The 12,762-nt window shown below is 68.1% G+C and carries 9 protein-coding genes; 2 read left to right on the forward strand and 7 right to left on the reverse strand.

The window, feature by feature from the left end; genetic code table 11:
- Nucleotides 1-48: 48 nt before the first annotated feature.
- Genes ACGLHR_RS24650 through ACGLHR_RS24660 form a run of 3 tightly spaced genes read right to left on the reverse strand, consistent with a single transcriptional unit; the run spans nt 49 to nt 6,503 of the window.
- A complete protein-coding gene (locus tag ACGLHR_RS24650) occupies nt 49-1,380 on the reverse strand; it encodes a branched-chain amino acid ABC transporter substrate-binding protein (protein ID WP_400096734.1) in 1,332 nt (443 codons plus the stop codon).
- A 20-nt stretch (nt 1,381-1,400) separates the two neighbouring features.
- Nucleotides 1,401-4,721, reverse strand: a complete 3,321-nt coding sequence (locus tag ACGLHR_RS24655; RefSeq protein WP_400096735.1) for a carboxyl transferase domain-containing protein — start codon at nt 4,719-4,721, stop codon at nt 1,401-1,403.
- Nucleotides 4,722-4,772: 51 nt separating this feature from the next.
- Entirely contained in the window at nt 4,773-6,503 is a 1,731-nt protein-coding gene (locus ACGLHR_RS24660; protein WP_400096736.1) for an AMP-binding protein, read from the reverse strand.
- 219 nt (nt 6,504-6,722) lie between these two features.
- On the opposite strand from ACGLHR_RS24660, the gene ACGLHR_RS24665 reads away from it, so the two are divergent.
- Nucleotides 6,723-7,394, forward strand: coding sequence for a TetR/AcrR family transcriptional regulator (locus tag ACGLHR_RS24665; RefSeq protein ID WP_400096737.1), 672 nt, complete (start codon nt 6,723-6,725; stop codon nt 7,392-7,394).
- A gap of 199 nt (nt 7,395-7,593) precedes the next feature.
- Nucleotides 7,594-9,276, forward strand: a complete 1,683-nt coding sequence (locus ACGLHR_RS24670) for a long-chain fatty acid--CoA ligase (protein ID WP_400096738.1) — start codon at nt 7,594-7,596, stop codon at nt 9,274-9,276.
- Nucleotides 9,277-9,354: 78 nt separating this feature from the next.
- Here ACGLHR_RS24670 and ACGLHR_RS24675 read toward each other — a convergent pair whose 3' ends face one another.
- The 4 genes from ACGLHR_RS24675 to ACGLHR_RS24690 form a co-directional block, all read right to left on the reverse strand.
- Nucleotides 9,355-9,822 carry a hypothetical protein gene (locus ACGLHR_RS24675; RefSeq protein WP_400096739.1) on the reverse strand — a complete coding sequence of 156 codons (468 nt, stop codon included), beginning with the start codon at nt 9,820-9,822 and terminating at the stop codon, nt 9,355-9,357.
- Nucleotides 9,819-10,337, reverse strand: a complete 519-nt coding sequence (locus ACGLHR_RS24680; RefSeq protein WP_267604524.1) for a MarR family winged helix-turn-helix transcriptional regulator — start codon at nt 10,335-10,337, stop codon at nt 9,819-9,821. The genes ACGLHR_RS24675 and ACGLHR_RS24680 overlap by 4 nt, the downstream gene beginning before the upstream one ends.
- A gap of 68 nt (nt 10,338-10,405) precedes the next feature.
- Nucleotides 10,406-11,422 (reverse strand): tripartite tricarboxylate transporter substrate binding protein, encoded by a 1,017-nt coding sequence (locus tag ACGLHR_RS24685; RefSeq protein ID WP_318230782.1) that lies wholly within the window; start codon nt 11,420-11,422, stop codon nt 10,406-10,408.
- Between the two features lie 193 nt (nt 11,423-11,615).
- The gene (locus ACGLHR_RS24690) at nt 11,616-12,731 is read right to left on the reverse strand and encodes a porin (protein WP_318230783.1); all 1,116 of its coding nucleotides are present in this window, start codon (nt 12,729-12,731) and stop codon (nt 11,616-11,618) included.
- Nucleotides 12,732-12,762: the final 31 nt, after the last annotated feature.

The following is a 12,762-nucleotide window of genomic DNA, read 5'->3' on the forward strand; positions in this document are numbered from 1 at the left end:
CCCCGCGCCCCCCGCGCCCGCAGCGGGCGCCAAGCCTGGAAGCCCTGACTAGGCGCACGGTGGGCGCTTCATCCGGCAGACCGATGGCAGGTTCAGGTCTCCCCCAGCCGTGGTGCTGTCGAGGCGGAAGCCGTATTGCGTGCCTTCCACGCCAACCTTGACCGTCTTGCCGTCCACCGGCGCGATGGTCGAGACCACCTGCGGCAGCAGCAACTGGTGATCGCTCTTGCGCATCAGCACGTCGCCCACGGGCGAGCGGTACTGCATGCCCTCGAGGGCAAACGCGATGCTGGTCGGATCGTCGGAGTTGGCGCGGCGGATCGCCTCGCTGAGCATCTGCACGGCGATCAGCACGCGCGGGGCGAAGTACTCGCCCGCCGGGGTTTGCCTGACCCGCGCCGCCAGCGCAGCCAGCACCGGATCGTCGCCGTTGGGCAGGTACTCGGCCACCCAGGTCAGGTGCGCGTTCTTGGCCTGCGACACGGCCAGCACCGTGCCGGGCGCGCCGCCGCCGCTATGGTTCAGGTAGTTCAGCTCATAGCCGGCCTCGCCGCCGGCCTTGATCAGCAGGCTGAGGTCCTGGCCCCAGTTGCCCGTGACCACGGTATCGGCGCCGCTCTCCTTGATCCGGCTCATGTAAGGCGCGAAGTCCTTGACCCTTGCCAGCGGGTGCAGCGCCTCGCCGACGAACTGCACGTCGGGCCGCGCTCCCGCGATCATCTGCCGGCCCAATGCTGCCCAGATGCGGCCCTGGGTGTAATCCTGGTTGAGCAGGTAGACCTTGTGCATGCCCTTTTGCTGGCGCGCGAAGTTGGCCAGCGCGCGCATCTTCATTGCCGTGTTCGCCTCGGTGGCGAAGTGCCAGAAGCTGCAGCGCGCGCCCGTCAGGTCTGGGTCGAGCGAGGCGTAGTTCATGATCAGGACGCGCTGCCCGGGGTTGCGCTCGTTGTGGCGGTTGACGGCCTCCACCAGCGCCGTGACCACCGGCGAGCCAGATGCGCCGGTGAACACCACGCGCACACCCGCGTCGATCGCGCTTTGCAGCGCCGTCAGGCTTTCCTGCGCAGAGAGCTTGTTGTCGTAGCTCACCAGGGCGTAGTCGCGCCCGAGCACGCCACCCTGGGCGTTGGCGTCATCGAGCGCGAACTTCAGGTTGGCCTGGAAGATCTGGCCGACGTTGGCCAGCGGCCCGGACAACTGGTCGATGAATGCCACCTTGATCGGCGCGGCGGCGCTGTCCTGCGTTTTTTCCTGTGCCTGCAGCGGCAGCGCGCTGACCAGCGCAAACGCGGCAACGGCGACGCTGCGCACGAACACGCCACGCGCCAGCGCGGCGATCCTGGCGGCGGCGCGTGGCGCGCGCCTCAAGTCATGGGACATCGATCCTCTCCTTATTCTCGTCACCACGTGTCGATGAAACGGCGCGATCCGGCCGCAGGCATATCGCGCGCGCCCGGTGCCGAGAGCGCCGAGGCCAGGCCGCGCAGCAGCCAGTGGCGTGTGTCGGCCGGGTCGATGACGGCGTCGATTTCCAGGTGGCTAGCCATATTAAGCGCTCGGCCGCGCTGGTAGGCCGCCTCGATCATGCGCGCAAACAAGGCTTCGCGCTCGTCCGGGTCGGCCACGGCTTCCAGCTCCTTGCGAAAGCCTAGCCGGATCGAGCCCTCGATGCCCATCGCGCCGAACTCGCCGCTGGGCCACGCTACCGTAAAGAACGGCGCGCTAAAGCTGCCGCCCGCCATGGCTTGCGCGCCCAGGCCATAGCCCTTGCGCAACACCACGGTGAAGAAGGGCACGCGCAGCGCGCCGGCGGTGACGAACAGGCGCGAGACGTGGCGCACGGTGGCGGTCTTCTCGGCCTGCGGTCCTACCATGAAGCCGGGCGTGTCGCACAGCGAGACGATGGGCAATCCGTGCGCATCGCACAGCTGCATGAAGCGCGCGGCCTTGTCGGCGGCCGCGGCATCGATGGCGCCGCCCAGGTGCCGCGGGTTGTTGGCGATGCAGCCGAAGGCACGGCCTTCGATGCGGATCAGCGCGGTGATGATGCCTGCCCCAAAGGCGGCGCGCAGCTCCAGCACCGAATCGTGATCGGCCAGCGCCGCGAGCACGCCGCGCATGTCATAGCTGCGCAGCCGGTTCTCCGGGATCAGGTGGCGCAGCGCGCGGGCGTCGCCGGCCTGCCAGAGGGCCAGGTCGCCCTGGAAGTAGGACAGGTAGCGGCGCGCGGTTTCCACCGCGGCGATCTCGTCGTCGACCAGCACGTCGATCACGCCGTTGGGTGCCTGCACGCTCACCGGGCCGACCTCCTCCGGGGCGAACACGCCGAGCCCGCCGCCTTCGATCATGGCCGGGCCGCCCATGCCGATGGTGGCGTTGCGCGTGGCGATGATCACGTCGGCGCAGCCCAGCAGCGCGGCATTGCCGGCAAAGCAGCGCCCGGAGACGATCCCCACCAGCGGGACCTGGCCGGACAGCCGTGCGAACTGGATGAAGGAGGTGCAATCCAGCCCGGCCACCACCGGGGTGTCGGTGTCTCCGGGCCGCCCGCCGCCACCTTCGGCGAACAGCACCACCGGCAGGCTCCACTGGCGCGCCAGCGCCAGCATGCGGTCCAGCTTCTTGTGGCCGTAGAAGCCCTGGGTGCCGGCGAGCACCGTGTAGTCGTATGCCAGCACCATGCAGCGCGCATCCGTTGCCGGGAAGCGTTCGGCGTTCACGGTGCCGATGCCGGTGACGATGCCGTCGGCCGGTGTCGCGCGTTCCAGGTCCTCCACGCTGCGGCGCTGGCGTTGCGCGGCGATGGCCAGCGCGCCGTACTCGATGAACGAGTTGGCATCGCACAGCTGGGCGATGTTCTCGCGCGCGGTGCGCCCGCCCCGGGCATGATGCTTGTCCACCGCTTGCGCTCGGGCCGCGTCCAGCGTGAGTGCGTGGCGGGCCAGGGCGTCACGCAGGTCCGCGCGGATATGGGCGGGATCCACGGCGGCGCCGGCCTGCGCCGCATGGTGGCCGCCTGCATCCATCGACAGCACGATCACCGGCGCGCCCGCGCGCAGCACGTCGCCGGGCGCGGCCAGCACGCGCAGGACTTCGCCCGCGCCCGGCGCTTCCAGCGGGTGCTCCATCTTCATGGCTTCGATGATGGCCAGCGGCTGCCCGCGCCGCACGCGGTCGCCGGGTCGCACCTGCACTGCCGCCAGCGCGCCGTCCATGGGCGCGCAGAGCAGCTCGGCATCGTCCGGCAGATCGTCGGGCAGCGTGGATGCGAGCGCTTGCGGGCTGCTGGCCGCGCCCACCGCATGCAGCGCCGGATGGTCTGGCCCGCTATCCTGGGCTTGCGCCGCGAGCGCCGGCAGCGCGGCGTCCAGGTACTGGGTGTGGACCGCGTTGCGCCGTACGTCGTCGCGCAGCAGCAGGTCCTGCAGCAGCCTGCGGTTGGTGTCGATGCCCTCGATGCGGAACTCGCACAGCGCGCGATAGGCCTGGGCCAGCGCGCGCTCGTAGTTGCCGCCGGGCTCGTGCACGATCAGCTTGGCCAGCAGCGAATCGAAGCGCGGGTTGACGGTCATGCCGGCATGACCCGCGCCGTCGACGCGCACGCCGGGGCCGCTGGGCGGCTCGTAGGCGTCGATGCGGCCGCTGGCGGGGCGCAACTGGCCCTGCGCGTCGAGGTGCTCCGCGTTGATGCGCAACTGCACCGCGATGCCGCGCGGCGCTGGTGCTTGCGCCAGCCCGAGGTGGTCGAGATCCTGGCCGCCGGCGATGGCCAGCTGCACCTGGACCAGGTCCACGCCGGTCACCATTTCCGTGACGGTGTGCTCCACCTGCAGGCGCGGGTTGGCCTCCATGAACCAGAACTCGCCATCGGCGCCCAGCAGGAATTCAAAGGTGCCAATGCCGCGATAGGCGCTGGCGCGTGCCAGCGTGATCGCGGCCTGCGCCAAGCGCGCGCGCGTGCCGGCATCAAGCGAAGGGCTGGGCGCCACTTCCACCAGCTTCTGGTGCCTGCGCTGCAGGCTGCATTCGCGCTCGCCCAGGGCGATCACGCCACCGGCCGCATCCGCCACCACCTGGATCTCGATATGGCGCGGCGCGTGGACGATGCGCTCCACGTAGACGGCGCCGTTGCCGAACGCAGCCGTGGCTTCGGAGACGCAGCGGGCATAAGCCTCGTCGATGTCCGCTGCCGCGTGCACCGCGCGCATGCCGCGCCCGCCGCCGCCCGCCAGCGCCTTGATCATCATGCCGGCCGGCTTGCCCGGCGCCTGCAGCGCGGCAAAGAACGCGTGCGTGGCAGCCAGCGTCGTCGGCCCGGTCGAGCCCGGCACCACCGGCACGTTGCACTCGCGCGCCAGTGCGCGCGCCCTCGCCTTGTCGCCGAACAGGCGCAGCACATCGGGCGCGGGGCCGACGAAGGCCAGGCCGGCATCCAGGCAGGCCTGGGCAAACTCGGCGTTCTCGGACAGCAGGCCGTAGCCCGGGTGGACCACGTCGCAGCTACTGCGGCGCGCGGCGTCTACCACCTGCGCGATGTCGAGGTATGCGCGTGGTCCGGTGCCGGGCAGCGCCACCGCGCCATCGGCCTTGCGCACATGGAGGGCGTCGCGATCGTCCTCGCTGTACAGGGCCACGCTTTCCAGGCCCGTGGCCGCGGCGGCGCGGGCGATGCGGATGGCGATTTCACCGCGATTGGCGATCAGTAGCTTGCGCAACGTCATGATGTGGAGGAGGTGAATAGGGCGGAGGTGAGGGAGAGAGGCATCGCGGGTTCAGCCAAGCTGTTCGGCAAGCGGCGCCAGGTCCTGCTTGCGCACCTTGCCCGTGGCGGTCAGCGGCAGGGCGTCGACGATCTGCACCAGCGGCACCTTGTAGACCGCCATATTGGCGCGGCACCATTGCACCAGCACGGCGTTGTCCACCGTGCCGATGGCCTCGGGCTTGAGCATGACAAAGGCCACCGGCAACTGGCCGCGGTCTTCATCCGCGCGGCCCAGCACCGCCGAGCCTAGAATGGCCGGATGCTGGCCCAGCAGCGCCTCGATCTCGGCCGGGAAGACGCTCATGCCGTTGACCTTGAGCATCTCCTTGCGCCGGCCCAGGTAGTGCAGGTAGCCGTGCTCGTCGATCAGGCCGATGTCGCCGGTGTGGAACCAGCCGTTGCGCAGCGATTCGCGCGTGGCGTCGGGTTTGTTCCAGTAGCCTTTGAGCAGGGTCGGCGTGCGCACGCACAGCTCGCCCTCGGCGCCCGGCGGCAGCAGTTCGCCGTCTTCGAAGTCGCAGATCTTGAATTCGGTGCCGGGCACGGGCAGGCCGACAAAGATGGGTTGGGCGCGCAGGTCCAGGTCATCGGCCTGCATGCCGTAGGCAAAGGTGTTGCAGGTCTGGGTCTCGGTCATGCCCCAGGCGGTCTCGGCGATGACCGAGCCGGTCAGCGCCTGCCATGCGCGGCGATAAGGCAGGTTGAGCTTCTTGACGAAGGACGATACGCCCACGTAGCGCAGCGAGCGCAATGCGTATTGCGCCGCGCGCGGGTGCTCCATCACCTCCACCGCGTTGTCCACCAGCATCGAGGCGTTGGTGACGCGGTAGCGCTGCACCGCCGCCATGAAGGTCTCGGGATCCCAACGCGCCAGCAGCACCAGCGGGATGCCGAAGAAGGCGGGGAAGATCAGGCAGAGGTTTTCGCCGGCGATCCAGAACTCGGGGAAGAAGCCCAGCATGACGCTGTCGTTGGCGATATCCAGCGAGACCGCGCCGAACGCGGCCGCCATGTCCACCATATCGCCCTGGGTATGGATGCAGCCCTTGGGCAGGCCGGTGGTGCCGCCGGTGTAGTTGAGCGCGGCCACGGCATCTAGCGATGCCGGCGTGGCGGGCGCCGGGTGCGTGCACGCGGCCATGGCCGGCAGCAGGTCGATGGCGTGGTCCTGCGCTTCGCCGTGGTAGCGCGGTGCCTGCACCATGGGCGGCAGCGGCAGCGTGGGCTCGGCGGGAATCACATCGGCAAAGCTGGTTGTGAACAGCAGCGCTAGCGGATCCTGCGTGCCCAGCGCGGCGCGCGTGTCGCGCACCAGCGGCACCAGCTGGTCGAGCGCGATCAGCGCGCGCGGCGTGCTGTCGGCGAGCGCGTGCTGCAACTCGGCGCGCTGCGACAGCGGGCTGATCGGCACGTACACGGCGCCCAGCTTGAGGATGCCGAAGAACACGATGTGGAATTGCGGGCAATTGGGCGTCAGTACTGCCACGCGGTCGCCGGCGCCGATGCCGTGCGCTGCCAGCAGCGCGGCGCAGCGGTCGCTCTGCGCGTCGAGCCCGGCATAGGTGGTTTGGTGGCCGTAGAAGATCACTGCTGGGCGGTCCGGCCGGGTGCGGCCCCAATGGCGCAGCATGTCCGTGAGCGGCTGGCGCCCCAACGGATATTGCGGCGTGCGCGGGGCGTGCTCGGGCCATGCGCGCTGCCAGCGCGCATGCATGTCGGCCAGGTAGGTCGTCTCGTCCATTGGCGGTGTCTCCTTGCTGGTGGGCCGCCAAGCCGGCTTGGGTTGGCGAAATTTACTCTTTGGTATATTTACTTACCCTTGGGTATGATCGTATTGGCATTGCCGTCATGCGTCAAGCCAGGCGCCGGCTGCGTGAATCAGTGGCAGCCAGGGGTAGCGGGTCAACGCCAAAACGGACTGCCGGGCCTTCCAGGCGCGGCGCCATGCGAGAATCGCGTCATGCCGACTGCACAGAAAACCGCTCCTGCTCCCGCCGCCGAGGCCGCCCCGGAGATCGCTCTGGACGCCGTACCCGCCCGCTCGCATATCGCCGAGCGGCAGGAAGCGCGCCGCCGCCAGATTCTCGATACCGCTGCCCAGCTGTTCTATACCAAGGGCTATCCCGGCATGACGATGAACGACCTGTGCCGCGCGCTGGGCGTGACCAAGCCGGCGGTGTACTACTACTTCACCGACAAGTACGAGATCTTCGACATCCTGTGCCGCGAGTCCGCGCAGACCTGCCTGCCGGTCATCCGCGAGACCGCCGACCCGGCCCTGCCGGTGCGCGAGCGCCTGCATGCCTGCCTGCTGGAAATGGCGCGGCGTTGCATCGCCTGCTACGTGCCCGCCACGCTCAGCTTCCGCGACAACCAGTACCTGCGGCCGGAAACGGTGACTTGGCTGGGCAATATGGCGCGTGCCTTCTACCGCGACCTCTATGCGCTGCTGGAGGAAGGCAAGCGCGCGGGCGTGTTCAGCTATGGCGACGCGCGCGTGACCGCTCATGCGATCGGCAGCGTGGTTGGCTTCATGTACACCTGGCACCAGCCCGAGCGCATGGAGGCGCAGGCGCTGGCGGAAGAACTGGCCACCAACATGATGAAGATGGTGTTGCCGGTGAACGCCTGACTTCGGCAAGGCTTTTCGTGGCGGCCTGGCGAGAAGCCGCTAGGGGAATTCCCGAGGCAGGGTTGAACTGTGCGCTAAACTTCACGTCAGAAGGTGGGGAGAGTCCAGAGGACTTCATCTAACGTGTTGTCTTAACCGGGTCGCGCGTTTAGCATCTGTCGAAAATCGAACGACCATTCAGAAAATCAGGAGACGGTGCATGGAAAGACTGTGGCTGAAGCATTACCCGGCCGGCGTGCCTGCCGAGATCGATAGCAGCCAGTTCCGCTCGCTGGCCGAATTGCTCGAGGCATCCTTCCGCACCTATGCTGATCGCCGTGCCTTTGTGTGCATGGACAAGTCGATCACCTACGGCGAGCTCGACCGCATGTCGCGGCAGTTCGCGGCGTGGCTGCAGTCGCGCGGGCTCAAGGCCGGCGCGCGCGTGGCCATCATGATGCCCAACGTGCTGCAGTACCCGGTGGTGCTGGCCGCCGTGCTGCGTGCCGGCTTTGTCGTGGTCAACGTCAATCCGCTCTACACCCCGCGCGAACTCGAGCACCAGCTCAAGGACAGCGGCGCCGAGGCCATCGTCATCCTCGAGAACTTCGCCACCACGTTGGAGCAAGTGCTGCCCGCCACGCCGGTCAAGCACGTGGTGGTGGCCAGCATGGGCGACCTGCTGGGCGGCCTCAAGGGCGCGATCGTCAATTTCGTGGTGCGCAACGTCAAGAAGATGGTGCCGGCCTGGGAGCTGCCCAACTGCGTGCGCTTCAACGCGGTGCTGGAGGAGGGCCGCGGCATGCAGTTGCAGCCCGCCACCACGGGCCCGGACGACGTTGCCTTCCTGCAATACACCGGTGGCACCACCGGCGTGTCCAAGGGCGCCGTGCTGCTGCACCGGAACATCGTCTCCAACGTGCTGCAGTCTGAAGCCTGGATGCAGCCGGCGCTGGCCAAGGGCGCGCCGATCGACCAGGTGGTCACCATCACGGCGCTGCCGCTGTACCACATCTTCGCGCTGACGGTCTGCTGCCTGCTGGGCATGCGCAGCGGCGGCCTGAGCGTGCTGATCCCCAACCCGCGCGATATCCCCGGCTTCATCAAGGAGCTGCAGAAGTACAAGTTCAACATGTTCCCGGCGGTCAATACGCTGTACAACGCGCTGATCAACAGCCCGGAGTTCGACAAGGTCGACTTCTCCGGCTTGCGCGTGGCCAACGGCGGGGGCATGGCGGTGCAGGAAGCGGTGGCCAAGAAGTGGCTGGCCAGGACGGGCTGCCCGATCATCGAGGGCTACGGCCTGTCGGAGACCTCGCCTTCGGCTACCTGCAACCCGACCGATTCCGACGCGTTCTCCGGCACCATCGGCCTGCCGCTGCCGTCGACCGACATCGCCATTCGCGACGACGACGGCGCGGACGTGCCGCTTGGCCAGCCCGGCGAGATCTGCATCCGCGGCCCGCAGGTGATGGCAGGCTACTGGAACCGCCCGGACGAGACCGCCAAGGTCATGACGGCCGACGGCTTCTTCAAGTCCGGCGACATCGGCGTGATGGACGCGCGCGGCTATACGAAGATCGTCGATCGCAAGAAGGACATGATCCTGGTGTCCGGCTTCAACGTGTATCCGAACGAGGTCGAGGGCGTGGCCGCCGAGTGCCCGGGCGTGCTGGAGGTGGCAGCGGTCGGCGTGCCCGACGAGCATTCGGGCGAAGTGGTCAAGCTGTACGTGGTCCGCAAGGATCCCGCGCTGACCGAGGCCGAGCTGATTGCCTTCTGCAAGGAACGCCTGACCGGCTACAAGCGGCCCAAGTTCGTGGAGTTCCGCAGCGAGTTGCCCAAGACCAATGTGGGCAAGATCCTGCGCCGCGAACTGCGCGACAGCCGCAAGGCGGCCTGAACGAAGCGCGAAATCCAGCTGCGCGCGCCGCAGTAAGAACGGCCTCCCGCAAGGGAGGCTTTTTTCATGCGGGGCGCGTCAGCATTCCCGGGAGGGCACGAGCAGCGGCTCGGGCGCGCCGTCGGGATAGACCATCCGCACGCAGGCGCCGGGTTCCAGGCCCGGCGCCGCGGGGCCGTTGACGATGACGTTGCCGCCGCTGCCATCCAGTGGCGTCACCGTGTATTGGAACAGGTCCATGCGCGGCCGCGGTTGCGGGCGTAACAACTGGTTCAGGTCGACGGAAAAACCAACGCCTCCACCGCTCCAGCCACCACCGTTCCATGCACCGCCGCCAACGCCCACGGCGGTGCCTACCGCGCCGTTGTCCGGCACGTCGACCTGGCCCACCAGCGTCTTCGCGCCGATGCGCCCAAGCTTGATCGTGACGTTCAGCGGCGAGATTTCCGGCCCCGGTGGTGCGCTCTGGCAGGCCGCGAGGAGCAGCACCGGCAGCGTCAGCAGCAATGCGCAGCGCGTGCCCGGTCCGGGGCGGGCCGCGCTCATGCGCTCACCAGCCCGGTCTTGAGCCGGCCCAGCAAGCGAAACAGGGCGCGCCGGTCAGTCTGGGGCAGGCCGCCGAACAACTGCTCGATCCAGTCTTCATGCGCGCGCGCCATCTTGGAAAATGCGGTGCGCCCGGCCGGCGTGAGCCGGATCAGGTAAGCGCGGCGATCGCTGGGCAAGGCCTCGCGCGAGACCAGGCCTTCCTGCTGGAGCTGGTCCGTAATGCCGGTGACGTTGCCGCCGGTGACCATCATGCGGCGCGACAGCTCGCCCATCTTCAGGCCTTCCGGATGGCGGTCGAGCTGGGACATCAGGTCGAAGCGCGGCAGGGTGCAGGCGAAATCCTGGCGCAGCCGCGAGCGGATGTCGGCCTCGACCAGGTTGGTGCAGGTCAAGAGGCGCAGCCACAGGCGCAGGGCATCATGGGCATTATCGTCGGCGCTGGTTTCGAGATCGACCGGCGCTTCTTCGGCGCCGGCCTTGGTGGCGGCCTCGGCGGCAGGTGGGATGGGCATCGCGACACGCTGGTTGTTTGATGCCTCAAGTATATGCGCTCGCACGCCGCCACGGGCCGGCGCACGCCTCAATCCACCTTGGCGCCCGAGTCCTTGACCACCTTGGCCCACTTGGTGAGCTCGGCGCGGATAAAGGCGGCGAACTGCTCCGGCGTGTTGCCGACCGGATCGGCGCCCTGGGCCAGCAGCTTCTCCCGCACGGCCGGCGTGGCCAGCGAGCGCGCGACTTCCTGCTGGACGCGCGCGACGATGTCGTGCGGCGTGCCGGCGGGCGCCAGCAAGCCGAACCAGGAGCTGGCCTCGAAGCCCGGCAGGCGGGCCGCTTCGGCCACCGTCGGCACGCCCGGCAGCGCCGGCGAGGGCTTGGCGCTGGTGACCGCCAGCGCCTTGAGCTTGCCGCCCTTGATCAGCGCCATCGACGAGGGCAGGTTGTCGAACATGAGCTGCATGGTGCCGCCGGCCAGGTCGGTCAGCGCCGGGCCGCTGCCCTTGTAAGGGAAGTGCACCATGAAGGTACGGGTCTGGGTCTTGAACAGCTCGCCTGCCAGGTGGATCGAGGTGCCATTGCCGCTCGAGGCCATATTGAGCTTGCCGGGATTGGCACGTGCATAGGCGATCAGGTCCGTCACGCTGTTGATCCGGTTCTGCTGCGCAAAGGCGGGGTTGACCACCAGCACATTGGGCACCGACGCGACCTCAGTGATGGGTGAGAAGTCCTTGATCGGGTCGAACGGCAGCTTGCCGTACAGCGACTGGTTGATGCCATGCGTGCCCACCGTGCCCATCAACAGCGTGTAGCCATCCGGCGCGGCCTTGGCGACCATGTCGGCGCCGATGTTGCCGCCCGCGCCCGGCCGGTTGTCGACGACTACGTTCCAGCCCTGCAGCTTCGACAGCTCCGCAGCCACCGCGCGCGCCAGGATGTCCGTCGTGCCGCCGGCGGGGAACGGCACCACCAGGCGGATCGGCTTGTTGGGGTAGGGGTCCGCGGCTTGCGCGGGTGCTTGCCAGGCGAGGGTGCCAAGGCAAGCGCTGGCGATGGTGGCAAGCAGCCTTTGGGCCGCGCGGCGGCGGGTGCGGTGCATGGGGTCTCCTTGTGGGTGCCTGCGTTTTGCTGGAGGGCGCGACGACGCGGTGCGTTCGTCGATGCATCCGCAAGGCTGCTGCATTGTAGTGTCGGGATAACAATGTGCCGATGAGGTGATGCCCTAGGACCGGCGCGAGTCCGCCATGAAAAAAGGCACCCGAAGGTGCCTTTGCAGTGCCGCGCGGATGCGCTTAGAACTTGTGGCGGATACCCACGCCGACGCCCAGCATGTTGTCGTTGTTGGAGCCGAGGAAGTAGCCGTTGGCGAAGCTGATTGCCGACGTGTCGAAGTTCAGGCCGGCGTTCTTCGCGTATGCGGCCGTCAGGTAGACGTCGGTACGCTTGGACAGGCTGTAGTCGGCGATGAACGAAACCTGCCAGGGATTGGCGAGGTGGGTGTTGCCGCCGAAGTTCTTGACGTCGTCGTAGTTGTACTGCAGCGTCAGGCCCAGCGGTGCGGTGACCTGGTAGTTGGCGCCGATCCAGTAGTAGTTGTCGCGCAGAATGGGTGCGCCGTTCTGTGCCTTGGCCTGGCCCCAGCGATAGCCGCCCATGATCTTGGCCGGGCCGAAGGCATAGCTGCCCGCCACTGCCGCCTTCTTGAACGTGCCGGTGTCGCCGGTCGCGCTCAGGGTCGGGTTGTACTGGTCGTAGGCGACGGTCGCGCCGAACGGACCGGCGGCGTACGCCACGCCGGCGCCGTAGCCGGTGTCGCGGCGGAACTGGCCCGGGACTTCGCCGTTGCCTGCCACGCCGTTACCGAAGGACCAGTGCGCAATCGCGGTCACCGGGCCGAACACGCCGGTGTACTTGGCGGTGTTGTCGGAGCGGAAGTTCAGGCCGAGCTGGGCGACCACCGGCTCATACTGGGTGGCGTAGCCGCTGGGCGAGAAGTTGGCGAGCAGGTCGAACAGCGTGGTGTACTGGCGACCGAAGGTGAAGCGGCCAGCCTGGGCGCTTTCGATACCCACGTACGCCTGACGACCGAACAGGCGGCCGCCTTGCTGCAGAGAGCCGGTGTCTAGGGCGAAGCCACTTTCGAGCACGAACAGCGCCTTCAAGCCGCCGCCCAGGTCTTCCACGCCGCGCAGGCCCCAACGCGAGCCGGACAGGCCGCCGGAGGACATGCGATAGACGGAGTTGCCGCGGCCGGTACTGAGGCCGTTGGCGGCTGACGGCGCAACGCCGAGGTGATTGACGTATTCGAGGTTCATATCCGCAACGCCGTACAGCGTCACGCTGGACTGGGCCTGAGCGGCACCTGCGAATGCACCCAACGCAGCCAGCGCGAGAAGCGATTTTTTCATGCTCGATGATCTCCGTATAAGAATTATTGGT

Origin of the sequence: Cupriavidus sp. CuC1 (assembly GCF_044627735.1) — a bacterium.
Lineage (GTDB): Bacteria > Pseudomonadota > Gammaproteobacteria > Burkholderiales > Burkholderiaceae > Cupriavidus > Cupriavidus ulmosensis.